This is a genomic window from Amycolatopsis sp. MJM2582, assembly GCF_000754115.1.
Lineage (GTDB): Bacteria > Actinomycetota > Actinomycetes > Mycobacteriales > Pseudonocardiaceae > Amycolatopsis > Amycolatopsis japonica.
Genome location: NZ_JPLW01000005.1, coordinates 69,369 through 95,535 on the forward strand (window position 1 = coordinate 69,369; position 26,167 = coordinate 95,535).

A 26,167-nucleotide genomic window follows, 5' to 3' on the forward strand; every position below is an offset into this window, starting at 1 on the left:
GGTCGTCAGCGCGGCTTGCATGTCAGGAAAGGGCCGTTCAGGACGAAAAACGTCATGAACGGCCCTTTCCTGACATCGGACAGCCGGGGGTTCAGGAACCGGGTTTCGCCGACCCCACCACCCACATCGAGAAGAACTGCGAACCGCCGCCGTACGCGTGCCCGAGCGCGATCCGCGCGCCGTCGACCTGGTAGTCACCGGCTCGGCCCATCACCTGCTTGGCCGCCTCGGAGAACCGGAGCATCCCGGACGCGCCGATCGGGTTCGACGAGAGCACCCCGCCCGACGGGTTGATCGGCAGCCGTCCGCCGAGCGCGGTCTCGCCCGCCTCGGTGAGCTTCCAGCCTTGGCCCTCGTCGGTGAAGCCCAGGTTCTCCAGCCACATCGGCTCGAACCACGAGAACGGCACGTAGATCTCGGCGGCGTCCACTTCGGACAGTGGATCGGTGATCCCGGCGTCGCGCCACAACGCGGCCGCGGCGTCCCGGCCCGCCTGGGGGTTGACCTGGTCGCGTCCGGCGAACGTGGTCGGCTCGGTCCGCATCGCGGTCGCGTGGATCCATGCGGCGCCACCGGGTACGGCGTCGCCCGACGCCTCGTCCCCGATCACCATCGCGCACGCGCCGTCCGAGGACGGGCACGTCTCGTCGTAGCGGATCGGATCCCACAGCATCTGTGACGCCTGCACCGACTCCACGGTGATGTCGGCCTGCCGCAGATGCGCGTACGGATTCAGCGCGCCGTTGCGGCGGTCCTTGGCCGCGACGATCGCGCCGACATGGTCGGGCGCGCCGGATCGCCGGATGTAGGACCGCACGTGCGGCGCGAAATACCCGCCAGCCCCGGCGCCCACCGGCATCTGGAACGGCGGCAGGATCGACAGTCCCCACATCGCGTTCGACTCGGACTGCTTCTCGAACGCCACGGTCAGCACCCGCTGGTGCACACCCGCCTGCACCAACGACGCCGCCACGAGCGCGGTCGACCCGCCGACCGAACCCGCGGTGTGCACGCGCAGCAACGGTTTCCCCGTCGCGCCGAGCGAGTCGGCGAGGAACAGTTCGGGCATCATCACGCCCTCGAACAGATCCGGCGCCTTGCCGAGGACGACGGCATCGATGTCGTCCCAGTCGGTCCCCGCGTCGAGCATCGCCCGGTCGATGGCCTCCCGGAGCAGGCCCGGCATGGACACGTCGGTGCGTTTGGCCTTGTGGTGGGTCTGGCCGGTTCCCAGTACGGCCGCGAGGTGCTTCACGAGAGGACCTCCAAGGTCGCGACCAGGTTCTGCTGGAGGACGGGGCCGCTGGTCGCGTGGGCGAGGGTCTTGCGCGCGCTGCCGTCGAGGACGCGGTTCGCCGCCTCGCCGATCCGCGCCAGCCCCGCCGAGAACATCGGATTACCGGTCAGGACACCGCCGGAGGGGTTGATCCGCACCTGGTCGCCGAGGCCCAGTGCCTCGCGCAGGATCAATTCCTGATGCGTGAACGGCGCGTGCAGTTCGGCCACTTCGACGCCGTCGAGGTCGAGGGCCCGCCCGGCCGCCGCCGTCGACGGCGACTTGGTGAGGTCCCGGACGCCGAGCGCGGGGGAGTCGACCCGGTGCTCGATCCCGGTGATCACCGCCGGGCTGTCGACGAGGTCCGCCGCCCGTTCGGCCGACGCGAGCACGAGCACGGCGGCGCCGTCGGTGATGGGCGCGATGTCGTGGGCCCGCAACGGATCCGCGAAGTACGGGGCGTCGAGCAGCTCCGCGACTTCGACCGTTCCGGAGAGCTGCGCGGCGGGATTGCCGGCGGCGTCGGCGCGGCTGCGCGCGGCGACCTCGGCGAGATCTTTTTCCGACCACAGCCCGGATTCCAGCCCCAGCCGCGCCTGGATCCCGGCGATGCTCACCGAATCCGGCCACAACGGCGCGACGACGTAGGGATCCATCTGCAGGGCGAGCACCCGCCGCAACTGCCCGGCGGACGACTTGCCGAAGCCGTAGACCAGAGCGGTGTCGACCTCGCCCATCCGGATCTTCAGCCACGCCTCGTACAACGCCCACGCGGCGTCCATCTCGACATGCGACTCGTGGATCGGCGGGAAGGCACCGATGGCGTCGACCGCGGCGATGAACGAGAACGCGCGGCCGGCGAGGTAGTCCGAGGAACCCGAGCACCAGAACCCGATGTCCTCTTTGGACAGACCGGTGCGCTCGAAGACCTCGGCGAAGATCGGCACCAGCATTTCCACGCCGTTGGTGGTGCCCGGGGTGCTGCGGACGTTGGGGGCCTGCGCGAAGCCCACGACTGCTACATCTGGCACGGTGGTCCTCACAGATGGTGGGCGAAGGATTCGTACGGCGCGTCGGGTTCGCCGGTCGGTTCGAAATGGCCGATGTTCTCCAGCGACGTCCACCATTCGTCCCGCGGTTTCCAGGAGGCGCGCACCCGCATGCCCATCCGGACGTCGGCGGCGTCGCAGCCGAGGACGAGGTGCAGGAAAGCGATGTCCGCGCCGTCGAGCAGGATGTACGCGGCCACGTACGGCGGTTTGATCTTCTGGCCGAGGAACGGCACGTTCACGATGCAGAACGTGGTGACGATGCCGGTGTCGGGCAGTTCGACCTCGTCGGTGGTCGGTACGCCGTCGGTCGGGCACGCGCCGCGCGGCGGGATGTAGACCTTCTCGCACGACGGGCAGCGCTGGCCGATCAGCTTCCCCTCCGCGAGCCCGCGCAGGTACCGGCTTTCCTCGGGCGACGCGGAATGCTCGTAGCGCAGGTGGATCGGCGTGATCACCACGCTGACCGGCGCGCCTTCATCACGTTTCGCGACCGGGGGAGGCGCCTCGGTGGGTTCGGTGTCGGGCCCGTCGGCGGGGACGAAGTAGGCGATGTCCCGGATGTGGCCGACGGTCTCGTCGGCCCAGCGGATCCGCACGCGCTGTCCGGTGTGGACATTCGAAGGCGTGCCCGCGTCGACGGCGTGCAGGATCGAGGTGTCGGCGCCGTCGAGCCGGATCAGCGCCCACGCGAACGGCCGCGACAACGGCTGGCCGTCGACGGGTTCGGCGATCCAGGACCAGGAGACGATCTCGCCCTCGGAGGCCACCGGGACGAACTCGGACAGGGCTTCGGCGGTCACGGGGTCGTACTCCAAGGGGGGTACGTGGACGCGGCCGTCGCTGCCCCGGACGCCTTCGACGCGGCGTTCGCGCAGGGCGTCGACGAACCGGCCGAGTACCGGGCCGACCGAACGCGTGTAGTCGAAGCCCACGTTGAGCGGGGCCGACAGCGGGAGTTCAGGTGCGCTCACATCCTGAGTGAAACATGTTCTCGATTTATCGGCAAGATCGGCCATCTGGGCTCGGCTGACGGTTGCCCTTGAGTGGAACGCGTTCTAGATTCGCGGGTATGTCGACTGCCACCGGGACACTTGGGGTCTGGAACATCGCCGCACAGGAGCCGGAACGGGTCGCGCTCGTCGATCCGGACGGCCGCTCCATCGGCTACGGGGACCTCGCCGCGAAAGCGAACGCGTACGCCCGGGGCCTGCAGGCCCTCGGGCTGGAGGCCGGGGACGTGGTCGTCGTCCTGCAGCCCAACGGCGACGAACTCGTGGCGGCCTACTTCGCCGCCATCCAATCCGGTCTGTACATCGTGGTGGTCAACTGGCATCTCGTCGCGCCGGAGGTCGCCTACATCCTGTCCGACAGCGGCGCCAAGGCCTTCCTCGCGCACGAACGGTTCGCCGACGTCGCGATCGCCGCCGCCGACGAGGCCGGGATCCCGGAACGCGGCCGGTTCGCCGTCGGCGACGTCGACGGCTTCCGCCGGATCGAGGAACTCGGTTCCGGCGAGGGCGACGGCCGTCCGGAGCGGCGCACGGCGGGCTCGCCGATGCTCTACACGTCGGGCACCACGGGGCGGCCCAAGGGTGTCCGGCGGCCGCTGACCGGCGCCGACCCCGACTCCGTACCGGCCGCGTCGACGTGGTTCTTCGGGATCTTCGGGCTGGCGCCGCACGACGACCATGTGCATCTGTGCGGATCGCCGCTCTATCACACGGCTGTGCTCAACTTCGTCGCGATTTCCCTGCAGCTGGGCCATACCGCGGTGCTGATGGACCGCTGGGACGCCGAGGACATGCTGCGGCTGATCGAGCGGCACCGCGTCACGCACAGCCACATGGTCCCGACGCAGTTCCGCCGCCTGCTCGCCCTGCCGGACGACGTCCGCGCGGCCTACGACCTGAGTTCGCTGCGCGTGATGATCCACGGCGCGGCGCCGTGCCCGCTGGAGGTCAAACGCCGGATGCTCGACTGGTGGGGCCCGGTCGTCACCGAGTACTACGCGGCCACGGAAGGCGGCGGGACGGCGATCTCGGGCGAGGAATGGCTGAAGAAACCGGGGTCGGTCGGGCTGCCGTGGCCGGGTTCGACGATCAAGATCCTCGACGACGAGGGCACGGAACTGCCCGCCGGCGAGACCGGCACGGTGTACATGAAGATGGGCGACTCGAAGTTCGAGTACCACAAGGACCGGGCCAAGACGGACAAGGCGCGGGTCGGGGACCTGTTCACCCTCGGCGACGTCGGGCATCTCGACGAGGACGGCTACCTCTTCCTGCACGACCGCAAGGCGGATCTGATCATCTCGGGCGGGGTCAACATCTACCCGGCGGAGATCGAGGGCGAGCTGGTGATGCATCCGAAGATCGCCGACGTCGCGGTGTTCGGCGTCCCGCACGAGGACTGGGGCGAGGCGATCAAGGCCGTCGTCGAGCCCGCGGACGGGGTCGAACCGTCCGAGGAGCTGACCGCGGAGATCCTCGAGTACGCGGCGTCGCGACTCGCGAAGTTCAAGCTCCCGCGTTCCGTCGACTACTTGCCCGAACTCCCGCGCGACCCGAACGGGAAGCTCTACAAGCGCAAGCTCCGCGACCCGTACTGGGAGGGCCACCGCGTCCCCTGACGCATTTAGTCCTCTGGATGCGGTAGTTCACCGGCGAACTACCGCATCCAGAGGACGAAACGCGGGGGTCAGCGGCCCCGGAAGACGGGCTTGCGCTTCTCGGCGAAGGCGCGGGGGCCTTCCTTCGCGTCTTCGCTCGCGAAGACCTCGATGCCGTACTGGGCGTCGAGTTTGAAGGCCTCTTCCTCGTGCATGCCCTCGGTGTCGCGCATGGTCTTGAGGATCGCGCGGACCGCCAAGGGGCCGTTCGCGGAGATGAGGCTGGCGAGTTCGAGCGCCTTGTCCAATGCCCTGCCGTCCGGAACGACGTGGCCGATCAGGCCGATCTCCAGCGCCTCGGCCGCGGTGATGTGACGTCCGGTCAGCAGCAGGTCGGCGGCGACGGTGTACGGGATCTGGCGAGGGAGCCGCACGGCCGAACCGCCCATCGGGAACAGGCTCCACCGCGCCTCGGACACGCCGAACTTCGCGCTCTCGCCCGCGACGCGGATGTCGGTGCCTTGAAGGATCTCGGTCCCGCCCGCGATCGCCGGGCCCTCGACGGCGGCGATCAACGGCTTCGTCAGCCGCCGCCCTTTCAGCAGTCCCTCGATCTTGCTGGGGTCGAAAGTGCCCTTCTCGAACGAATCGGACGGCGAGTTCTTCGACATCGACTTCAGATCCGCGCCCGCGCAGAACGCGCCACCCGCTCCGGTGAGCACGCAGCACCGGACGTCGTCGTCCTCGTCGACCCGGTTCCACGCCTCGACCATGATCCCGAGCATCTCGCCGCTGAGCGCGTTGCGGGCCTCCGGTCGGTTCATCGTGACCACGAGGGTGTGTCCGGTCTTTTCCACCAGCGCGTGAGGTTCGTTCACTACATTTTTCAAAGTTTCAGCCTCCCGAAGAGCGGCCATTGCCCAGAACGATAACATGTTCTACTTTGAGGAAGTGGCACTCAACATCGCGGATCTACTCGAGCACGCCGTCGACGCCGTGCCGGAGCGCATCGCGGTCGTCTGCGGCGATCGGCGGGTCACCTTCGCCGAATTGGAAGAGCGCGCCAACCGGCTGGCGCACCACCTCGCCGCACACGGCGTGGGACCCGGATCCCACATCGGTGTCTATTCCCGGAACTCGATCGAGGCCCTGGAATCGATGATCGCCGCGTACAAGCTGCGCGCGATCGCGGTCAACGTCAATTACCGCTACGTCCACGGCGAACTGCGGTACCTGTTCGACAACGCCGACCTCGTGGCGCTGGTCCACGAACGCGGGTATTCGGACAAGGTGGCCGCCGTCCTGCCGGAAACGCCGAAACTGAAACACGTTGTCGTCGTCGACGACGGAAGCGACGGCGACTACTCGTCCTACGGCGGCGTGGACTACGAAGCCGCGCTCGCCGAAGGCTCGCCCGAGCGCGACTTCGCCGAACGCAGCGCCGACGACATCTACATCCTCTACACCGGCGGCACCACCGGCTATCCCAAGGGCGTCCTGTGGCGCCACGAGGACATCTGGCGGGCGCTGGGCGGCGGCATCAACTTCGTCACCGGCGAGTACGTCCCGGACGAGTGGACGCTCGCCGAACAGGGCAAGTCGGGCAGCCTGGTCCGGCTCCCGGCCGCGCCGCTGATCCACGGCGCCGCGCAATGGGCCGCGTTCGGCGCGCTGTTCACCGGCAGCCCGGTCGTGTTCGTCCCGCGGTTCGACGCGCACGACGTCTGGAAAGCCGTACAGGACAACAAGGTCCAGGTGCTCACCATCGTCGGCGACGCGATGGCGCGGCCGCTGATCGACGCCTATCGCGAGGGTGACTACGACGCGTCGTCGATCGTGGCGGTGTCGAGTCACGCCGCCCTGTTCTCCCAGTCGGTGAAGCAGGAATTCCTGTCGCTGCTCCCGCATGTGGTGATCACCGACGCGATCGGCTCGTCCGAAAGCGGGTTCACCGGTATCGGCATGGTCAGCAAGGACAGCGATCATTCCGCCGGTCCGCGGGTCAACTTCGGCAAGGACGCGATCCTCGTGGACGACGACGGCGCGCTGGTCGAGCCGAAACCGGGCGCGATCGGCCTGATCGCCCGGCGCGGGCACGTCCCGCTCGGGTACTACAAGGATCCCGCGAAGACCGAGAAGATCTTCGTCGAGATCGACGGCAAGCGGTACGTCGTCCCGGGTGACTACGCGCGCTACGAGGAAGACCTCACGGTGACCCTGCTCGGCCGGGGGTCGCAATGCGTGAACACCGGCGGCGAGAAGGTGTACCCGGAAGAGGTCGAGGGTGCGCTCAAATCGCATCCGGACGTTTTCGACGCACTCGTCATCGGTATCCCCGACGACCGGCTCGGCCAGCGGGTGGCCGCGGTGGTCCAGCCGCGTTCCGGCAAGGAGCTCGACGTCGCCGCGCTCGAAGCGCACGTACGGACCGAGATCGCCGGGTACAAGGTGCCGCGCAGTCTCTGGCTCGCGGAGGAGATCGGGCGTTCGCCCAGCGGGAAGCCGGACTATCCCTGGGCCCAGCGCTACGCCTCCGAGCACGAGCCCGTCACCATCCAACCGGCGTAAGGAGTTTCATGCGGACGTCTCTGTGCGACCGGCTCGGGATCGACCTGCCGATCGTCGGGTTCACCCCGTCCGAGCACGTGGCCGCGGCGATCAGCCGGGCGGGCGGGCTCGGCGTGCTGGGCTGCGTGCGGTTCAACGACGCGGCCGAACTCGACGCCGTCCTGTCCTGGATGGACGAGAACACCGGCGGGAAGCCGTACGGCGTCGACATCGTGATGCCGGCGAAGATCCCGGCCGAAGGGACGTCGATCGATCTCGCGAAGCACATCCCGCAGGAGCACCGCGACTTCGTGGAGCGGACGCTGCGCGACCTCGCGGTGCCGCCGCTTCCGGACGACACCGACGAACGCGCCGGTGTGCTGGGCTGGCTGCATTCGGTCGCCCGGTCCCATGTCGAGGTCGCGCTGAAACACCCGATCCGGTTGATCGCCAACGCCTTGGGCTCACCTCCGGTGGACGTCATCGAGCAGTGTCACGCGAAGGGCGTGCCGGTCGCGGCTTTGGCGGGCAAGGCCGAACACGCCGTCCGGCACGTCGACAACGGCGTCGACATCGTTGTGGCACAAGGCTATGAGGCGGGCGGGCACACCGGCGAGATCGCGTCGATGGTCCTGCTGCCCGAGGTGGTCGACGCCGTCGGCGACCGGGTCCCGGTGCTCGCCGCGGGCGGGATCGGCTCGGGCAGGCAGGTCGCGGCCGCGCTCGCGCTGGGCGCGTCCGGGGTCTGGATGGGCTCCTTCTGGCTCGCCACCGAGGAATACCTCCAGACCATGGGGGAGTCCGAGGCGATGCAGCGGGCGCTGGTCGCGGCGGGGTCGTCCGACACCGTCCGCACGCGGATCTACACCGGCAAACCGGCGCGGCTGCTCAAGACCCGGTGGACCGAGGCGTGGGCCGCGCCCGACGCGCCCGAGCCGCTGCCGATGCCGTTGCAGAACCTGTTGGTCTCCCACGCGCACAACCGGATCCACCACGCGGCGGATCCGAGTGTGGTCTCGATGCCGGTGGGGCAGATCGTCGGGCGGATGGACCGGGTGCGCCCGGTCGCCGACGTGATCGCGGAACTCGTTTCGGGGTACGAAGAGACACTGTCGCGTTTGGACAAGACCCGCTGAGATCCCCTCAGAACGCAATGAACGGTCCGTTACTTGCGGAATTCGCAAGTAACGGACCGTTCATGGCATGCCGTGCGGTGGAACTACAACCCGGCGGCCGCGTTCTTGATCGCGGTCGCGAAGGTGCTCACCTCGGTGTAGACGCCGGGAGCGTGCGCCCGCGCGCAGCCTTCGCCCCAGCTGACGATGCCGACCTGGATCCAGGCCCCGGCGCTGTCGCGACGGAACATCGGGCCGCCCGAGTCACCCTGGCAGGTGTCGACGCCGCCCGAGTTGATGTTGCCCGCGCAGATCTCGGCGCTGTCGATCAGGTCGGCGTAGCTGCCGCCCTGCGCCTTGCAGGTCGAGTCGGAGACGAACGGGACGGTGGCCTTGAGCAGGTACCGCTGCTGCGCGCCACCCTCGGTCGCGGCACCCCAGCCGGCGACGGTGAAGGTGCCGCTGTTGTAGGCGGTCGTGGTGGTGATCGGCAGCGTCGGGATGCCGCTGACCGGGCTGGCGAGCTTGATCAGCGCCCAGTCACCACCGGTGGAGGTGGGGTAGGTCGGCGACCGGTACACGTAGGTCGACTTGACCTTCTTGGCCGCCGTGCTCTGCAGGTCCACCACGCCGAGGGTGGCGGTGATACCCGTGTTGGCCCCGGTCCGCGACACACAGTGTGCGGCCGTCAGCACGATCTGCGGGGTGTAGAGCGCACCGCCGCAACCCATGGAAAGCCTGACCATCCAAGGGAATTCGCCCTGAGCGGCCCGGGTCCCACCGACCACGTCGGTGGACGGCGGCTGCGCGGCGGCGGCTTGCGGAGCCGTGGCGAGGCCCGCCAGGGTTCCGGCCGCCGCGACGGCGATCAGGGTCTTTTTGAGCAGGCTGAACCGACGCTTGATGTTCAAGGGTTCATTCCTTCCGGCTGTCCACAGTGGAGGCAGGGAGACTGACTGCGGCCAACTGACTACAGCAGGTGGGCACACACGGGGACAACCAACTTTCTTCGGATCTTTCGGCCGATGGTGGTGATTAACGGACGTCCGGTCCTGGTCGCCGACGAATGGCGTAGGCCGGAGCGCCCAACGCCTCTACTCCCAGGCCGGCGATCGCCGGAACCGCCGGAAGGCTGAACGACCTCGGAGAGGTGCCCTTTCGGCCACGAGTGTGAGCGTGGCATGAACACTTCGTTCGGGTCAGTACAGGCATGGGGAATCGGGCCTAGGATCTGGATCGTGAAAGCGCGTTCGCCTAGACTGCATCCCCCCGCCGACGGCCCGGTCCGGGACGGAATTCCCGAGCACGGCCGCATTCCCCGCTATTACGCGGTCAAAGTCGATCTGCTCGACGTGATCTCCGAATTAGGCCAAGGAGCGGTACTTCCCACCGAAAGGGAACTGTCCGAAAGGTTCGAGGTTTCCCGTGCGACGGTCCGCCAGGCCGTCGGCGAGCTCGTCCTGGAAGGGCGGCTGAGCAGGCGTCAGGGGAGCGGCACGTACGTCGCGGGCCCCAAGCTCGTCCAGCCGCTCGCCTTGGTGAGTTACACGGAAGGACTCAGGAGGCAGGGCATTCAGCCGGGCCGGAATTTGATCTCTTTGGAACGCCGCGAGGCGGGTCCGTCGCTGGCTTCGGAACTGGAAATCGATCCCGAAGACGACGTCATCCACATCGAACGGGTGTTGCTCGCCGACGACGAGCGGGTCGGGCTGGAATCGACCTATCTCACCGCCGCGCGATTCCCGACGCTGATGGATGTGTTCGATCCCACACAGTCGCTCTACGCCTGTTTGCGGGAACGGCTGGGGGTGGTCTTCGACGGCGCGGAGGAGCGGGTCGAGACCGTGCTCGCCACGCCGCGGGAGGCGCTGCTGATCGGGACGAACCCGGCGCTGCCGATGCTGTTGATGCACCGGACCTCGTGGGGCACCGACGGGGTCCCGTTCGAGCGTGTCCGTTCGCTGTTCCGCGGCGACCGGCTCTCCTTCGAGACCCGACTGGGCCGCGTGGAGTAGCCACTCGCCGCATTCAGTCCTCTGAACGCGATATTTGCGGATTCAACGACCGCATCCAGAGGACGAAACGCGGGGCAAAGTAACGCAAAGATAACAGGTCTGGTCCACATTTCGGAGGTACTTCACCTGGGGTTAGGGCGGGGGTCACGGAGCGTTGGTGCGCGCAGGCGAGCGTCTGCGGTGTGCGAATCCTCATCATCGGCGGCGGAGTGCTCGGCACCCAGCACGCCTGGCAGGCCGTCGAACGCGGCCACGACGTCGTCCAGATCGAACGGGAACCCGAGGCCAGGGGCGCGTCCGTGCGCAACTTCGGCCTGGTCTGGGTCGGCGGCCGCGCCGGCGGTCCCGAACTGGAGACAGCCGCCAGGGCGCGGGTGCTGTGGGAGCGCATCGGGGAACGCGTCGAAGGGATCGGCTTCCGGCCGAACGGCTCGCTCACCGTCGTCCGCACCGAGGCCGAACTCGCCGTCGCGCGGGCGGCCGCCGACACAGTCGAAGACCGCGGCTTCAAACTGCTCGACGCCGCCGAGACCCGCGAACTGAACCCGGCCCTGCGCGGCGAATTCCTCGGCGCGCTCTGGTGCGACCGCGACGCCGCCGTCGAACCGCGCGTCGCCCAGCCCGCCCTGCGCGCCGAACTCGCGAAGAGCGGCCGCTACACCTGGGTGCCCGGCCGCGAGATCCGCGACCTGACCGATCGCGGCGTCGTCGACGACACGGGCGAGACCCACGAGGGCGACGTCGTGGTGCTGTGCACCGGCGCCTGGACCGGCGGCCTGGTCAAGGAGCTCGCCGGGACGACGCCGGTCCGCCGCGTGCGGCTGCAGATGGCCCAGACCGAGCCGCTCGGGGAAACCCTCACCACCACGGTCGCCGACGCGGACAGCTTCCGCTACTACCCGGCGTACCGCGGCGAGGCGCTCGACGGCCTCAACGCGGGCCAGCCGCAGGGCGAGATCGCCGCGGCCGCCAAGATGCAGCTGCTCATGGTCCAGCGCCTCGACGGCTCGCTGACCATCGGCGACACCCACGAGTACGACGAGCCGTTCTCGTTCGACACCACCGAAGCGCCGTACGACCATCTCGCCGAGGTCGCCGGGGCACTGCTCGGCCGGCCGCTGCCGCGGATCATCCGCCGCTGGGCCGGGGTCTACGCCCAGACCACCGACACCGCCCGGATCGTGCACCGCGCCCGCGTCGCGGACAACGCGTGGCTCGTCACCGGGCCGGGCGGCCGCGGCATGACCTGTTCCCCCGCCATCGCCGAAGACACCGCAGAGGAGCTGTCCTGGTGAACACCGAACTCGTCGTCCTGGACATGGCGGGCACCACCGTCGCCGACGACGGCCTGGTGATCCGTGCCTTCACCGCCGCGATCGCCGCCGCCGGAGTGTCCGAAGAGGACAGCCGCTTCCCCGGCATGCTCGACTACGTCGTCGAAACGATGGGACAGTCCAAGATCGTCGTCTTCCGCGCCCTGCTCGACGGAGACGAAGAACGCGCCCAGCGCGCGAACACCGCCTTCCAGGACGCCTACGGGAAACTCGTCGCCGACGGCCACTGCGAGCCGATCCCCGGCGCCGAGCAGACGATCCAGGAACTGCGTGCCCACGGCGTGAAGGTCGCGCTCACCACCGGCTTCGCGCCGGACACGCAGAACGCGATCCTCGACGCGCTGGGCTGGCACGGCCTCGCCGACGCCGTGCTGGCGCCGGGCGACGGAGTACGTGGCCGCCCGTTCCCCGATCTCGTCCTCGCCGCCGCGCTGCGGCTCGAAGTCACCGATGTCCGCCGGATCGCCGTCGCCGGTGACACCCCGTCGGACGTCCAGACCGGCCTGCGGTCCGGCGCCTCGCTCGTCGCCGGTGTGCTCACCGGATCGGCGAAGAAGCCGGAACTCGAAGCCGCCGGCGCCACCCACGTCCTCGAATCCGTCCGCGACCTCCCCACCCTGCTGTCCTAAAAGGAGCTTTGACGACATGAAGAAACTCGCGGCCACCGCCCTCGCCGGTCTGCTCGCCCTCACCCTGGGCGCCTGCGGCGGGACCGCCGGTGGCGCGTCCGGCGACCAGACCGTCACGCTGTACACAGTGGACGGTCTGGAGGACTGGTACGCCCAGCGCATCGAGGAGTTCAAGGCCAAGACCGGGATCACCGTCCAGGCGGTCACCGCCGGATCCGGCGAGGTCGCCTCGCGGGTGGAGAAGGAGAAGGCCAACACCCAGGCCGACATCCTGGTCACGCTGCCGCCGTTCATCCAGCGGGCCGCGTCGCAGGGCCTGCTCGCCGCCACGGCGCCCGCCGGGATCGACCAGGTCCCCGCCGGGCAGAAGGACGGCCAGGGCCGCTACTTCGCCCTCATGAACAACTACCTCAGCTTCATCCGCAACCCGCAGGCCTCGCCCAAGACCTGGGACGACCTCCTGTCCCCGTCGCTCAAGGGCAAGCTCCAGTACTCGACCCCCGGCGAGGCGGGCGACGGCACCGCGGTCCTGCTGCAGCTGCAGCACGTCCTCGGTGATCAGGGCGCGCTCGACTACCTCGCCAAGCTCGAAGCCAACAACGTCGGCCCGTCGTCCTCCACCGGCAAGCTCCAGCCGAAGGTGGCCAAGGCCGAGATCCTGGTGGCCAACGGCGACGTCCAGATGAACCTCGCCGAGATCGAGAAGAGCGGCGGTTTCGAGGTCTTCTTCCCGGCCGACGCGCAGGGCAAGCGCTCCACCTTCGCCCTCCCGTACTACGCCGGTCTGGTGAACAACGCGCCGCACGCCGAGAACGCCAAGAAGTTCCTGGACTTCCTGCTCTCGCCCGAGGTGCAGGGCAAGGCCGTCGACGCCTTCGGTGCCCCGTCGCGGACCGACGTCACACCGTCCGGCCCGCGCGCGGACAAGGTGAAGGCCGCCCTCGCCGGAGTCGAGATCTGGCAGCCGGATTGGGACGCCGTCCTCGCGAAGCTCGACGCCGACCTCGCCGCGTACAAGAAGGCCGTCGGCCGATGACCCCGGCGGTCGAATTCCGCGGCGTGTCCGTCCGTTTCGGCCGGACGACCGCCCTCTCGCCGCTGGACCTCACCGTGGCGAGAGGGGAGACGTTGGCGATGCTCGGGCCGTCCGGCTCCGGCAAGTCGACGGCCCTGAAGGCCCTCGCGGGTTTCGTCGTGCCGAGCACCGGCCGGGTCCTGCTCGACGGCGAGGACGTCACCGATCTGCCGCCACACCGGCGCGGCCTCGGCGTGGTCGTGCAGAGTTACGCGCTGTTCCCGCATATGCGGGTCGAGGCCAACGTCGCTTTCGGCCTCAAGGCACGGAAAACGCCCCGCGCCGAGACGGCGGGGCGGGTCGCCGAGGCATTGGAGCTGGTCGGGATGGGCAAGTACGCCCGCCGGTACCCCCGTGAGCTTTCGGGCGGGCAGCAGCAGCGTGTCGCGCTCGCGCGTGCGTTGGCGATCCGGCCGCGGGTGCTGCTGCTCGACGAACCACTGTCCGCTTTGGACGCCGCCCTGCGCGAGGACATGGTCGCGGAACTGCTGCGGCTGCGGGCCGAACTGCCCGACACCACGCTGATCTACGTCACCCACGACCAGGGCGAGGCGCTGGCGCTGGCCGACCGGATCGCCGTCATGCGCGACTCGAAGCTCGTCGAACTCGGCCCGAGCCGCGAGCTGTACCAGCGGCCGTCGACGGAGTTCACCGCGAGCTTCCTCGGCGCGTCCAACCTCATCCCGGTCGAGCTGATCCAGGCCGACGGCACCAGGGTCCGCCTCGGCGACCGCGAACTGGCGGCCGATCCGTCCGGCACCTTCCGGGCGGGCCAGCCGGTCGCGCTCGGCGTCCGGCCGCATCGGGTCGGGATCACCGCGGCGGACACCCCGGGCGCGCTGCCCGCGGTCCTGCGCGGTGTCCAGTGGCGTGGCACGGGTTTCCGGCTCGACCTCGAATTCGCACACGACGGGAACGAGGTCCGCGCCGAGGTGCCGGATATCGACGGCCTTCCGAACGTGGGGCAGCGGGTCGGAGTGTCCATTCCGGACGGTTGCCCGCTGGTGGGCGTCGGATGACCGGCCTCGCGCTCACCGCCGTGGCGGCACCGGCGCGGCGGCGGGAGAAACAGCCCGGTCGCGGGTGGCTCCTGCTGCCGCCGGTGCTCGTCCTGCTCGGTTTCTTCGGCTACCCGCTGGTGCTGGTCGTCCTGCAGTCGCTGGAATCGAAGACCGGTGAGTTCGGGCTTTCGGTGTGGCTGGACGTCCTGGGCTCGGCGGAATTCCGGGACGCCGCCTGGAAAACCGTCGCGCTCGCGCTCGGCGCCACCGCGGGTTGCGTGGTGCTGGGGACGTTCCTAGCGCTGGTGATCGCATTCGTGCCGTTCCCCGGCGCGCGGACGCTCTCGCGGCTGGTGGACACCGTGCTCGCGTTCCCGTCGTTCCTCATCGCGCTCGCGTTCACGTTCCTCTACGGCAGCGCCGGCATCCTGGGCGCGGGCGGATTCCTGTACTCGCCGTTCGGGATCCTGCTGGCGGAGATCACCTTCTACACGCCGTTCGTGATGCGGCCCGCGCTCGCCGCGTTCGGCCAGGTCTCGTCGGCGCAGATGGAGGTCGCGGCCAGCCTCGGCGCGAAACCCGGCCGCGTGCTGCGCCAGGTGATCCTGCCGGAAGCCTTGCCGTCACTGGCTTCCGGAGCCTGCTTGACCATGCTGCTGGCGATGAACGAGTTCGGCATCGTGCTGTTCCTCGGCGCCAAGGACGTCACGACGCTGCCGATGCTGGTCTACGGCAAGGGGATCGTCACGTTCGACTTCCCGCAGGCCTGTGTCATCGCGGTGGTCAACGTCGTGTTCTCCCTGGCCCTGTACGGAACCTACCGGCGGCTGACGAAGGGAGGCGGCCGTGCTGCTGTGGACCAGGCGTAGCCGAGTCCTGCTGTGGGTGGTGTTCGCGGTGCTGTTCACCGCCATCGTGCTGGCGCCGCTGCTGATGATCGTGCTGGCGTCGGTCGCCGGCAGCTGGACGGGATTGCTGCCGGGCGCGCTCACCGGCTCGCATTTCGCGCAGGCGCTGTCCGGGGAGACGTTCGCGAGCCTCTCGGTGAGCATCCAGACGGGTGTCATCGCGTCGCTGGTGTCGGTACTGCTAGGCACGTGGGCCGCGCTCGCGTCGCGGTCGGCGCCGCCGAAGCTGCGCAAGGCCGTCGACACCCTGTTCCACCTGCCGATCGCGGTACCGTCGGTGGTGCTGGGGCTGGCGCTGCTCGTCGCGTTCAGCCGTCCGCCGCTCGCCTTCAACGGCACGCGCTGGATCGTGCTGCTGGGGCACGTGATGATCCTGCTGCCGTTCTCCTACAGCACGGTGTCCGCCGCGATCGCGCGGATGGATCCGCTGCTGGCACAGGCGGCGGCGAGCCTCGGCGCGTCCCCGGTCCGGGTGCTGCTGCGGGTGCGGCTTCCGGTGCTGCTGCCGTCGATCTCGGCGTCGGCGAGTCTCGCGCTGGCGATGTCGATGGGCGAACTGGGCGCGACGATGATGCTGTACCCGCCGGACTGGCGGACGCTGCCCGCGAGCATCTTCGCGCTCACCGACCGGGGCCAGGTGTTCCTCGCGTCGGCGAGCACCGTGCTGCTGCTGGCCGTCACGCTCGCCGGGGTGGTGGTCCTCGGGCTGGCGCGCGGCCGTGCGGCACAGCGATGATGCAACCATTCGTCCGCTTCGTTCCGTCTCGACACCATGATGAACGCAGCGAAGACGCTGGGTGCGGTGATCGTGCTCGCCGCGACGACGGCGGCCTGCGGCGCGGGCGGCCCCGGAGCTCCGGCGAACACGAGCACCCCTCCGGTCGTCACCACACCTTCGGATCTGCCCACCTCGCTCCCGGCGAGCCCGCCGGTCGCGAAACCGCCGATGTCCCGGCCGACCGTCGGCCCGCCGCCCTCGGACAAGATGCTGCCGCCGTCCCAGGTCGAGACCCAACTGCCCGTGCAGGTCAGCGCCGAGAACGACGGCCTGGCCGTGCATCTCGAACTGAGCGGCTGCGACGAGGCGAGGGCGAACCTCGCCGAAGAGAACGCGCAGCGGGTCGTGGTCACCGTGACCATCGACCACGCGAAGCCGGGGCAGATGTGCCCGCAGGTGATCCGCTACGCCGTCCTGCCGGTGAAACTCGCCCAGCCGCTCGGCACCCGGAAGGTCGTCGTTTGACCGGGTTCGGGATGCAACCCGATGGCGGCTTCGTTCCGTCCCAGTCACATGAGGTACTTAACGAATGCCATCGGCCTTGGCCTGATCGTCGTTGCGGTATCCGCCTGCGGGGCGCAGAACCAGGCGGCGGAACCCGCGGCTGGACCCGGGAGCGGCACCCTGAGTACCGTGCCGCCGTCCCCGACCGCGCCGCCTTCGTCGTCGGCTCCCGCGCCGACCAGCAAGCCGGGAAGCCAGCCGGGGGTGCCGGGCGCGCCGCGCCAGGAGGTGCCGGAAGGCAGCACCAAGCTGCCGGACAAGCAGCTCGACGCGTCGGCACTGCCCGCGGACTACCCGCGTGAGGTGTACACCAGCAACGGCGGGACGATCCTGAACATCCGCGGCCAGGAAGGCGGCTGCGGGCACGCGACGGCGGAGGCCGCGCAGCAGGACGGGACCAGGGTCACCGTCAACCTGACCGAACTGAAGGGCCAGACCGGCCAGATGTGCACGATGGACATCCGGCATCCGGTGATCTCGGTGGCGCTTTCGGCGCCGCTGGGGGAGCGGACCGTGGTCCTCAAGCAGATGCGATAACGCTCAAGGGGCGCATCCCCGGATGTCATGAAAGGGCCGTTCAGGACGAAAAACGTCCTGAACGGCCCTTTCATGACACTGGCCGGGCTGTCAGCGGAAGCTGATCTGCAGCACCGGTTCCGACGTGGCCTCGAAGAAGTCGTTGCCCTTGTCGTCGATGACGATGAACGCGGGGAAGTCCTCCACTTCGATCTTCCAGACCGCTTCCATCCCCAGCTCGGCGTACTCGAGCACGTCGACCTTCTTGATGCAGTCCTGCGCGAGCCGCGCGGCCGGGCCGCCGATCGAGCCGAGGTAGAACCCGCCGTGCTCGTTGCACGCGGCGGTCACCTTCTTGGACCGGTTGCCCTTCGCCAGCATCACCAGCGAACCGCCCGCGGCCTGGAACTGTTCGACGTAGGAGTCCATGCGGCCCGCGGTCGTCGGTCCGAAGGAGCCCGACGCGTAACCCTCGGGCGTCTTCGCCGGGCCCGCGTAGTACACGGGGTGGTCGCGAAGGTACTGAGGCATCTCTTCACCCGCGTCGAGCCGCTCGGCGATCTTCGCGTGCGCGATGTCGCGGGCGACGACGAGCGGGCCGGTCAGCGACAGGCGCGTCTTCACCGGCAGCTGCGAGAGCTGGGCGCGGATCTCGGCCATCGGCCGGTTCAGGTCGACGGTCACCACCTCGTCGGACAGGTCGTCCTCGGTGACGTCCGGCAGGAACTGCGCGGGGTCGCGCTCCAGCTGCTCCAGGAACACGCCGTCGGCGGTGATCTTCGCCTTCGCCTGGCGGTCGGCTGAGCACGACACGGCGACGCCGACCGGGCAGGACGCGCCGTGGCGCGGCAGGCGGATCACGCGGACGTCGTGGCAGAAGTACTTGCCGCCGAACTGCGCGCCGATGCCGAACTGGCGCGTCATCTCCAGCACCTGCTGTTCGAGGTCGACGTCGCGGAAACCGTGACCCAGCTCGGAACCCTCGGTGGGCAGGTCGTCGAGATAGCGGGCCGAGGCCAGCTTCGCGACCTTCAGGTTGAACTCCGCCGACGTGCCGCCGACGACGATCGCGAGGTGGTACGGCGGGCAGGCCGCGGTGCCGAGGCTGCGCAGCTTCTCGTCGAGGAACTTCGCGAGGCGCTTCGGGTTCAGGACGGCTTTCGTTTCCTGATAGAGGAACGTCTTGTTCGCGCTGCCGCCGCCCTTGGCCATGAACAGGAATTCATAGCTCGGGTCGCCTTGACCGTCTTTGTGATAGAGCTCGATCTGCGCGGGCAAGTTGGTGCCCGTATTGCGCTCATCCCAGAAATTCACCGGCGCCATCTGCGAATAGCGCAGATTCAACTCCTGATAGGCGTCGAAAATACCGCGCGAGAGCGCGCGCTCGTCGTCCGCGCCGGTGAGCACGCCTTCGCCGCGTTTGCCGATCACGATCGCGGTGCCGGTGTCCTGGCACATCGGCAGGACACCGCCGGCGGAGATCGCCGCGTTGCGCAGCAGGTCCATCGCGACGAACCGGTCGTTGCCGCTGGCCTCGGGATCGTCGACGATCGCGCGCAGCTGCGCCAGGTGTGACGAGCGCAACAGGTGCTGGATGTCGGTGATCGCGGTCTTGGCGAGCTTGGTCAGCGCCTCGGGCTCGACCTTGAGGAACTTCCGGCCCGCGGCTTCGACGACCTCGACACCTTCGGTGCCGATCAGCCGGTACTCGGTGCGGGTGTCCTTGGCGAGCGGAAGGACTTCGGTGTACTGGAACGTGGTGGGCGCCACTGCGCGGGCTCCTTTGCCGGCATCGGGAACCCGCTCACGGTACTAGGCGGGCCCCACGTGACCGGCGGCACGTCCGACGCGAAGGCGCGAGAATGCAATTTCCGCCCTGCATTTTGTCGCCGCGCCCCACGAATAGTTCGGGAGGCCGGGCCCACCCCGACGGACCCGACCTCCCGGGGAAAGCGATCCGGGCGCGAACACCCGACCGCGAAGACTTTTTACCTGCTCGACGGTCTCGTGACGCAGGTCATAAGTCAACGCTGCCGAACGGGTGTTGCTTTTTCCGCGCCGAAAGGCTCTGTGCCGCTACGAAGCGTAGGCGCGCAGGCGGTCCGCCCGCTCACCCTGACGCAGCTTCGACATGACCTCTCGCTCGATCTGCCGAACGCGCTCACGGGAGAGCCCGAAGTGCTTGCCGATCTGGTCGAGCGTGCGCGGCTGGCCGTCGTCGAGGCCGTAGCGCAGGCGGATCACCTGGGACTCGCGGTCGTCCAGCGTCGCGAGCACGCGGCGCAGGTCGTCCTGGAGCAGACCGGAGATCACGGCGCTCTCGGCGTCGGTCGCCTCGGAGTCCTCGATGAAGTCACCGAGCGGGGCGTCCTCCTCGGTGCCGACCGGCATGTCGAGGCTCACCGGGTCACGCGAGTGGTCGAGCAGGTCGGAGATCTTGTGCGCCGGGATACCCGATTCGGCGGCCAGCTCCTCGTGGGTGGCGTCCCGGCCGAGCTGCTGGTGCAGGTCGCGCTTGATCCGGGCCAGCTTGTTCACCTGTTCCACCAGGTGGACCGGCAGCCGGATGGTGCGTCCCTGGTCGGCCATCCCCCTGGTGATGGCCTGGCGGATCCACCAGGTGGCGTACGTCGAGAACTTGAACCCCTTGGAGTAGTCGAACTTCTCCACCGCGCGGATCAGACCCAGGTTCCCCTCCTGGATCAGGTCGAGCAGCGGCATCCCCCGGCCGGTGTAGCGCTTCGCGAGCGAGACCACGAGGCGGAGGTTGGCCTCCAGCAGGTGGTTCTTCGCGCTGTGGCCGTCACGCACGAGGGCGGCCATCTCCGAACGCCGTTTCGGCGTGAGACCCTCGGCGGTGTCCAGCATGTGCTGGGCGAACACACCGGCTTCGATGCGCTTGGCCAGCTCGACCTCGTCGGCGGCGGACAGCAGCGCCGTCTTGCCGATTCCGTTGAGGTACACGCGAACGAGGTCCGCGGCCGGGCTCTGGGCGTCGAGGTCGGCGTCGGTGAGCGCCCCCGTGCTCACCGGCTCCTGGGTGGATTGCGCCGGGATACGGCGCTCGCGAATCCCGCGCGCTTCGCGTTCGAGAGTCTGGACTGACATTCTGCCTCCCCGGTCACGGGCTGAACGTGCTGCGATGTGTCCGCCGGATCCGCCTCGGCGTAACAGGCCCTGTGGAAAACCCGCTACTCCTCGTCGGCCCAGCTTGGCTGGACACTTGGCTCAACGCCGGGAGGTCCGAAAACGTTCCCGGCCGCTACAGAGGAGACGGGCGGCTGACCTGGGGCGTTGCTCGACCAACCCTGAGCTTTTCCTGAGAATGCCCGTGCGGGGGAGAAAGAAACGTGGTCTAGACCTCTATGAGGAGGGTGAACGGACCGTCGTTCACGCTCCGGACCGCCATCATGGCCCCGAACCGGCCGGTTTCGACCCGGGCGCCGCGTTCGCGCAACGCGTCGACGACGGCCGTCACGAGCGGTTCGGCGGCCTCGGGCCGGGCGGCCGCGGTCCAGGAGGGACGGCGGCCTTTGCGGGTGTCGCCGTACAGGGTGAACTGGCTGACGACGAGAAGGGGTGCGCCGGTGGTGGCACACGACTCCTCGTCGCGAAGTATGCGAGCTTCGTGCAGTTTGCGGGCCATCGTCGGCACCTTGGACATGTCGTCGTCGACGTGGATTCCCAGCAGCACCAGCAAACCCGGCTCGTCGATGGCACCGGTCACCTCGTCGCCGACGGTCACGCTCGCTTCCGTGACCCTCGCCACCACCGCCCGCATCAGACGGCGGGCAGCAGCATGCCGTGCCGGACCAGTTCCCGGACGACCGGGAGCGCGGCCTCGGCCAGTTCCTCCGGTTCCAGGCCCTGAGCGGCCGCCAGGAGCACGATCAGATCCTCCAGGGGCAAAGCGCCCTGACAGCCGGCGAGCAGCCGTGTCGCGAGCTCGTCCACTTCGTGCGACCAACCGGGACCGTCGGTGCGGTGCAGTCGCTGGACGGTCGTGGCCCAGCCCTCTTCACCCGGCTCGGCGACGCTCTCCAGAAGGACGGTCTCCGGGACCCGGAACCGGACATCGAGGAGCGAATCCCCGTTGGTACGAAGCCATTCCACCCGGTCCAGCCAGTTCGCGGCCTCGGCGCCCAGCGGGTCGTCGTAGGCCTGGCGCAGGTCCTCGCACACGATCGTCGGGGTCGCGCCGTCCGCCCGGCGGAGGGTGACGAAGCCGAAACCGATGCCCTGGACGTCGTTCTCGGCGAACCAGTCGAGCCACGCACCCGATTTCGCGCGGCCTTCGGGCGAGCGGGGGTCGATGCCCGCGTCACGCAGCCACGTGCCGACGTAGAGGCCCGGATCGGCGATGTCCCGCTGGACGAACCACGCGTCGGTCTCGGCGGGCAGCCAGCGGGTCACCCGATCGCCCCAGTCCTCGCCCTTCACGTGCAGCCAGGACGCCAGGAGCTGGCCGGTGCCGCCGTCGTTGAGGAACCCGGGCAGCTGCCGCACCACGAGCGCGCTGGCGTCGTCACCGGCGAGACCGGAGTCGCGGTAGGTGTAGTCGACGCGCGGCGGGCCCACCACGAACGGCGGATTGCAGACGATCTGGTCGAACCGGCGCCGCGCGACCGGCGCGAACCATTCGCCCCGGACGAGCTCGACGTCCAGCTCGTTGAGCCGGAACGTGGCCGCGGCCAGCGCCAGCGCCCGGGCCGAGACGTCGGTCGCGGTGACCTTCTTCGCGTGCCGGGTGGCGTGCAGCGCCTGGACGCCGTTGCCCGTGCCGACGTCGAGCAGGCTGCCGACCTCGCGGCGGCTGGTGGCCCGGATCAGGCTGAGGGAGGCGTGCCCGACACCGAGTACGTGGTCTTCGGGGACCGTGCGGCCCAGGATGTCGGCGTCGAGGTCGGCGACGACCCACCACGAGCCTTCGTCGTCGCCGTGCGGGCGGACGTCGAGACCGGCGCGGTAGCCGTCGGCCACGGGCACGAGCAGGGTGGCGGCGACCGCGTCATCGAGGGAAAGCGGCGCGAAAGCGGCCTCGACGTCCTTCTCCGGTTCGGTCGACCCCAGAAGGAACAGCCGGATCAGCGTGCCGAGCTCACCAGAGTCGCGCGTCGCGCGGTAGGCGAGTTCGGGTTCGCCGCGCCCGAGGGCGCCGTGCGCGGAGCCGAGGGCGCCGACCACGCCGTCGGCGTCGTAACCCGTCCGGCGGAAGGCGTCACGGAGCCTCGCGCAAACGTCGTCGGACAGGTCGGGGAGGGCCGCTCGTGTGCTCACGATGAGTAATACTGCCAGGATGAGGTGGTGAGCCTCGAAAGTGTCCTGGCACCGCTGCAGGCGGCGCTGCCCGGACTGGAAGACCTGTACATCGACCTCCACCGGCATCCGGAGCTGTCGTTCGCCGAAACCCGCACCGCCGCCGAACTGGCGCGGCGCCTGGAGGCCGACGGTTACGAGGTGCACACCGGTATCGGGCGCACCGGCGTCCTGGGCGTGCTGCGCAACGGCCCCGGCCCCAAGGTGATGCTGCGCGCCGACATCGACGCGCTGCCGGTCGAGGAGAAGACCGGCCTGCCGTACGCGAGCACCGCGCGCGGGGTCGACGCCGACGGCCGCGACGTGCCGGTGATGCACGCCTGCGGTCACGACATGCACGCCACCTGGCTCTCCGGCGCCGCGTCGCTGCTCGCGGCCGGACGCGAGCACTGGTCGGGCACGCTGATGGTCGTCTTCCAGCCGGGGGAGGAGGCCGGGGACGGCGCCGCCGGCATGGTCCGCGACGGCGTCTTCGGTCCCGCCGGCAAGCCCGACGTGGTGCTCGGCCAGCATGTCGTGCCCGGTCCCGCGGGCTGGGTGCTGACCAGGCCGGGCGTGATCATGGCGGCCACCGACGCGCTCCGCATCACCCTGCACGGCCGGGGCGGGCACGGCTCGCGCCCCGAGACCACGGTGGATCCCGCCGTGCTCGCCGCGTCCGTGGTGCTCAAACTGCAGACCATCGTGTCGCGGGAGATCTCGGCGACCGAATCGGCGGTGGTGACCGTGGGATCGCTGCACGTCGGGACCGCGCACAACATCATCGCCGACCACGCCGTCCTCGAGGTCAACATCCGGTCGTTCGACCAGGCCGTGCGGGAGAAGGTCGTCGCGGCGGTCGAACGGATCGTCCAGGGCGAGGCGGCCACCGCGGGCGCGCCGAAACCGCCGGAGATCGAGCGGATCGGCGCGTTCCCGGTCACCGAGAACGACGACGCGGCCACCGAGGGGCTCACCGCTGCCTTCCGCGACCACTTCGGCGAGGGCCGCGTGATGCCCGCGCCGCTGGTCACCGGCAGCGAGGACTTCAGCGAATTCGGCCGCGCGGCCGGGGTGCCCTCGGTGTTCTGGCTGGTCGGCGGCCTGGACGAGGGCAAGGTGATCGCCGCGATGACCGCCGGGCGCTTCGAACAGGACATCCCGTCGAACCACTCGCCGCTCTTCGCGCCCATCCCGCATCCGACGCTTTCGGCCGGCGTCGAGACGCTCGTGGTCGCGGCTTTGCACCGGCTCACCCACCCGGGTGTCGGATGAGCCGGGGGAGTGGGAGCATGGAAGCCGGAGGTGGTGCTGTGAACGCGCCCGCCCACGGTCCCGAACCGAGGGAACCCGCTCCGGTGCTGATCACCGAAGCCGCCCCGTCCTACGAAGACCAGCTGGCCAAGCGGAAGCGGAAGTACATCATCATGATGTCGTTCCGCATCCCGTGCCTGATCCTCGCCGGGATCTTCTACCAGACCTGGTGGCTCGCGCTGGCGCTGATCGCGATCTCGATCCCGCTGCCGTGGATCGCCGTCCTGGTGGCCAACGACCGGCCGCCGCGCAAGAGCGAGAAGGTCAACCGGTACCAGGCCGAACCGACCCGCATCGAAAGCTCCGGTCACCGCGTCATCGACGGCGGCTGACTCGGTTCGCGCGTGCTATGAACGGTCCGTTCCTTGCGAAATTTGCCAGGAACGGACCGTTCATAGCGTTCGGTGAGGCTTAAGGCTGCGGCCCGACCTTCGCGACCGCCTGGGCACCCAGCCGCGTCCCGGCCCGAAGCACCTCCACCGTGGACTCGCCGCGCAGCCACGCCGCCAGCACACCGGCGTCGAAGGCGTCCCCGGCACCGGTCGAATCGACGCACTCCGCCGGCTGCGCGGGCACCGAGGTGATGGTGCCGCTCGCGTCCACCCAGCTGGCGCCGTCGAGACCGGCGGTGACCACGACCTCGCCGACGTAGTCCAGCAGTTCTTTCGCCGCCTCGGGATCACTCGACCCGGTCAGCGCGACCAGCTCGCTGGTGTTCGGCATCAGCAGGTCCACGCCGCGCACGTCGTCGAGGAAGGCCGCGGGATCGGTAATCAGCGTCGCCGCCTGCGGGTCGACCGACGTCGTCAGCCCGGCCTTCTTCGCCGCCGCCAGCGACGCGAGCGCCGCGGGCCGTGACGACGGGTACAGCAGGACGTAGCCCGAGAGATGCAGGTGACTCGCCCCGGCCAGGGCCGCCTCGGTGATGTCCTCCGGGCTGAACTTCGCGTTGGCCGCGCGGTCGGCGAGCATGCTCCGCTCACCCGCCCCGTCGACGAGCACGACGACGCAGAACGTCGGTTCCTCGGGGTCCACCGCGAACTCGCAGCGGACGCCCGCCGCCTCCAGTTCGCTCTTCACCATGCGGCCGCCGGAGTCGTCCCCGATTCGCGCCACCAGCGTGGTCTCCGTGTCCTCGGCCCGCAGCCACAGGGCGGTGTTCGCCCCCGCGCCGCCGCTGGTGAAGTGGACCTTCGCGCGGATGTCGCCACCGTGCGGGATGGGACCTTCGTGCCGCGCGACGACGTCGAGACCGACGTCGCCGACGACGACGATGCCGCTCATGCGGTCGTCCCGGCGAGCGCGACGGCGACCTCGGTCGCCAGTTCCGCGTTGGACAGCACCAGGGCCTCGTTCGCGTCGAGGCTCACGCCCTCGCTGGCGGTGTGGAAGTGCTCCAGCAGCACCGGCGTGACGTCCTTTCCGTGCACGCCACGGGTCTTGAGGAGTTCCAGTCCTTCGGCGAGCAGCCGGTCGTGCAGTTCCCGGTCCATTTCGGACGCTTCCGGGATCGGATTCGCCAGCAGGACACCGGAAGACGCGTGCGCCCGGTGCGCGGCGATGACCGCGGCGGCCCGCGCGGCGTCGTCGACCCGCCACGGCACCTCGAAACCGGACGAACGGAGGTAGAACGCCGGGAACTCGCCGGTGCGGTAACCCAGCACGGGGACCGAGTTGGTCTCCAGCACTTCGAGGGTCGCGGCGATGTCGAGGACCGACTTCACACCCGAGCAGACGACCGTGGTCGGCACCTTCGCGAGCACGCCCAGATCCGCCGACACGTCCCAGCTCTGCGCCGCGCCCTGGTGCACGCCGCCGAGCCCGCCGGTGGCGAACATCCCGATCCCGGCCGCGGCGGCGAGTGCCGCGGTGCTCGCGACGGTGGTCGCGCCGGAGCGGCCGAGGCCGACGGCCGGGCCGATGTCGCGCAGGGAGAGCTTGTCCAGGTCCGCGCCGGGCGCGCACACGCGTTCCAGCTGCTCGCCGGTGAGGCCGATCAGGGGGACGCCGTCGAGGACGGCGATGGTCGCGGGGACGGCGCCGCCGTCGCGCACGACCTTCTCCAGCCGCCGGGCGACGTCGAGGTTGCGGCCGGGCGGGAGACCGTGGGAGAGGATGGTGCTCTCCAGCGCGACGACGGGGTCACCGGCGGCGAGGGCGGAGGCGACCTCTTCGTGAAGGGACAGTTGCGGAGTCACGA

At 69.5% G+C, this 26,167-nt stretch carries 25 protein-coding genes; 14 read left to right on the plus strand and 11 right to left on the minus strand.

The window, feature by feature from the left end; translation table 11 throughout:
• Window positions 1-91: 91 nt before the first annotated feature.
• From ED92_RS28160 to ED92_RS28170, 3 genes are read right to left on the minus strand one after another with little or no spacing between them, the layout of a single operon-like run.
• Window positions 92-1,255, minus strand: a complete 1,164-nt coding sequence (locus ED92_RS28160) for a thiolase domain-containing protein (RefSeq protein WP_037343639.1) — start codon at window positions 1,253-1,255, stop codon at window positions 92-94.
• Window positions 1,252-2,307, minus strand: a complete 1,056-nt coding sequence (locus tag ED92_RS28165) for a thiolase domain-containing protein (RefSeq protein WP_037344475.1) — start codon at window positions 2,305-2,307, stop codon at window positions 1,252-1,254. The genes ED92_RS28160 and ED92_RS28165 overlap by 4 nt, the downstream gene beginning before the upstream one ends.
• 8 nt (window positions 2,308-2,315) lie before the next feature.
• Complete coding sequence (locus ED92_RS28170) at window positions 2,316-3,344, minus strand: OB-fold nucleic acid binding domain-containing protein (RefSeq protein WP_052120905.1); 1,029 nt, start codon at window positions 3,342-3,344, stop codon at window positions 2,316-2,318.
• 53 nt (window positions 3,345-3,397) lie between these two features.
• Here ED92_RS28170 and ED92_RS28175 point away from each other — a divergent pair, with 53 nt between their 5' ends.
• Complete coding sequence (locus tag ED92_RS28175) at window positions 3,398-4,957, plus strand: acyl-CoA synthetase (protein ID WP_037343642.1); 1,560 nt, start codon at window positions 3,398-3,400, stop codon at window positions 4,955-4,957.
• A gap of 68 nt (window positions 4,958-5,025) precedes the next feature.
• Here ED92_RS28175 and ED92_RS28180 read toward each other — a convergent pair whose 3' ends face one another.
• Entirely contained in the window at window positions 5,026-5,814 is a 789-nt protein-coding gene (locus ED92_RS28180; protein WP_037343643.1) for a crotonase/enoyl-CoA hydratase family protein, read from the minus strand.
• A gap of 73 nt (window positions 5,815-5,887) precedes the next feature.
• On the opposite strand from ED92_RS28180, the gene ED92_RS28185 reads away from it, so the two are divergent.
• Both ED92_RS28185 and ED92_RS28190 read left to right on the plus strand, forming a co-directional pair.
• Window positions 5,888-7,504, plus strand: coding sequence for an acyl-CoA synthetase (locus ED92_RS28185; RefSeq protein WP_199755162.1), 1,617 nt, complete (start codon window positions 5,888-5,890; stop codon window positions 7,502-7,504).
• An 8-nt stretch (window positions 7,505-7,512) separates the two neighbouring features.
• On the plus strand, window positions 7,513-8,619 hold the full coding sequence (locus ED92_RS28190) for a nitronate monooxygenase family protein (protein ID WP_037343648.1): 1,107 nt from the start codon (window positions 7,513-7,515) through the stop codon (window positions 8,617-8,619).
• Between the two features lie 83 nt (window positions 8,620-8,702).
• On the opposite strand, the gene ED92_RS28195 is transcribed toward ED92_RS28190, so the two are convergent.
• Entirely contained in the window at window positions 8,703-9,509 is an 807-nt protein-coding gene (locus ED92_RS28195) for a trypsin-like serine protease (protein ID WP_081975939.1), read from the minus strand.
• Window positions 9,510-9,836: 327 nt separating this feature from the next.
• Between ED92_RS28195 and ED92_RS28200 the strand changes: the two genes are divergently transcribed.
• From ED92_RS28200 to ED92_RS28240, 9 genes are all read left to right on the plus strand, one after another.
• Entirely contained in the window at window positions 9,837-10,613 is a 777-nt protein-coding gene (locus ED92_RS28200) for a GntR family transcriptional regulator (RefSeq protein ID WP_016332909.1), read from the plus strand.
• Between the two features lie 182 nt (window positions 10,614-10,795).
• Window positions 10,796-11,908 carry a TIGR03364 family FAD-dependent oxidoreductase gene (locus ED92_RS28205; RefSeq protein ID WP_037343650.1) on the plus strand — a complete coding sequence of 371 codons (1,113 nt, stop codon included), beginning with the start codon at window positions 10,796-10,798 and terminating at the stop codon, window positions 11,906-11,908.
• Entirely contained in the window at window positions 11,902-12,576 is a 675-nt protein-coding gene (locus ED92_RS28210) for a phosphonatase-like hydrolase (RefSeq protein WP_037344479.1), read from the plus strand. The genes ED92_RS28205 and ED92_RS28210 overlap by 7 nt, the downstream gene beginning before the upstream one ends.
• Before the next feature lie 16 nt (window positions 12,577-12,592).
• Window positions 12,593-13,612, plus strand: coding sequence for a 2-aminoethylphosphonate ABC transporter substrate-binding protein (locus tag ED92_RS28215; protein ID WP_037343652.1), 1,020 nt, complete (start codon window positions 12,593-12,595; stop codon window positions 13,610-13,612).
• A complete protein-coding gene (locus ED92_RS28220) occupies window positions 13,609-14,670 on the plus strand; it encodes an ABC transporter ATP-binding protein (protein ID WP_037343653.1) in 1,062 nt (353 codons plus the stop codon). Before ED92_RS28215 ends, ED92_RS28220 begins: the two co-directional genes overlap by 4 nt.
• Entirely contained in the window at window positions 14,667-15,521 is an 855-nt protein-coding gene (locus ED92_RS28225; protein WP_037343655.1) for a 2-aminoethylphosphonate ABC transporter permease subunit, read from the plus strand. Before ED92_RS28220 ends, ED92_RS28225 begins: the two co-directional genes overlap by 4 nt.
• Window positions 15,499-16,296, plus strand: a complete 798-nt coding sequence (locus ED92_RS28230) for an ABC transporter permease (protein WP_037343656.1) — start codon at window positions 15,499-15,501, stop codon at window positions 16,294-16,296. The genes ED92_RS28225 and ED92_RS28230 overlap by 23 nt, the downstream gene beginning before the upstream one ends.
• A 36-nt stretch (window positions 16,297-16,332) precedes the next feature.
• A complete protein-coding gene (locus ED92_RS28235; RefSeq protein ID WP_037343658.1) occupies window positions 16,333-16,803 on the plus strand; it encodes a hypothetical protein in 471 nt (156 codons plus the stop codon).
• A 168-nt stretch (window positions 16,804-16,971) separates the two neighbouring features.
• On the plus strand, window positions 16,972-17,379 hold the full coding sequence (locus ED92_RS28240) for a hypothetical protein (protein ID WP_037343662.1): 408 nt from the start codon (window positions 16,972-16,974) through the stop codon (window positions 17,377-17,379).
• A gap of 90 nt (window positions 17,380-17,469) precedes the next feature.
• Here ED92_RS28240 and ED92_RS28245 read toward each other — a convergent pair whose 3' ends face one another.
• From ED92_RS28245 to ED92_RS28260, 4 genes are all read right to left on the minus strand, one after another.
• A complete protein-coding gene (locus ED92_RS28245) occupies window positions 17,470-19,128 on the minus strand; it encodes a fumarate hydratase (protein WP_037343664.1) in 1,659 nt (552 codons plus the stop codon).
• A gap of 306 nt (window positions 19,129-19,434) precedes the next feature.
• Window positions 19,435-20,466, minus strand: a complete 1,032-nt coding sequence (locus ED92_RS28250) for a sigma-70 family RNA polymerase sigma factor (RefSeq protein ID WP_037343667.1) — start codon at window positions 20,464-20,466, stop codon at window positions 19,435-19,437.
• A 247-nt stretch (window positions 20,467-20,713) separates the two neighbouring features.
• Window positions 20,714-21,139 carry a D-aminoacyl-tRNA deacylase gene (gene dtd, locus ED92_RS28255; protein ID WP_037343669.1) on the minus strand — a complete coding sequence of 142 codons (426 nt, stop codon included), beginning with the start codon at window positions 21,137-21,139 and terminating at the stop codon, window positions 20,714-20,716.
• Complete coding sequence (locus ED92_RS28260) at window positions 21,139-22,635, minus strand: methyltransferase (protein ID WP_037343671.1); 1,497 nt, start codon at window positions 22,633-22,635, stop codon at window positions 21,139-21,141. Before ED92_RS28260 ends, dtd begins: the two co-directional genes overlap by 1 nt.
• A 27-nt stretch (window positions 22,636-22,662) precedes the next feature.
• On the opposite strand from ED92_RS28260, the gene ED92_RS28265 reads away from it, so the two are divergent.
• Together ED92_RS28265 and ED92_RS28270 are read left to right on the plus strand one after the other, a co-directional pair.
• Complete coding sequence (locus ED92_RS28265; protein WP_037343673.1) at window positions 22,663-23,928, plus strand: amidohydrolase; 1,266 nt, start codon at window positions 22,663-22,665, stop codon at window positions 23,926-23,928.
• A 17-nt stretch (window positions 23,929-23,945) separates the two neighbouring features.
• Window positions 23,946-24,299: a DUF3099 domain-containing protein gene (locus tag ED92_RS28270; RefSeq protein ID WP_037343675.1), complete on the plus strand. Its 354-nt coding sequence runs from the start codon at window positions 23,946-23,948 to the stop codon at window positions 24,297-24,299.
• A 79-nt stretch (window positions 24,300-24,378) separates the two neighbouring features.
• Here the strand turns inward: ED92_RS28270 and ED92_RS28275 are convergent, their stop codons facing one another.
• On the minus strand, window positions 24,379-25,251 hold the full coding sequence (locus ED92_RS28275; RefSeq protein WP_037343677.1) for a carbohydrate kinase family protein: 873 nt from the start codon (window positions 25,249-25,251) through the stop codon (window positions 24,379-24,381).
• On the minus strand, window positions 25,248-26,165 hold the full coding sequence (locus tag ED92_RS28280; RefSeq protein WP_037343679.1) for a pseudouridine-5'-phosphate glycosidase: 918 nt from the start codon (window positions 26,163-26,165) through the stop codon (window positions 25,248-25,250). The genes ED92_RS28275 and ED92_RS28280 overlap by 4 nt, the downstream gene beginning before the upstream one ends.
• Between the last annotated feature and the right edge of the window lie 2 nt (window positions 26,166-26,167).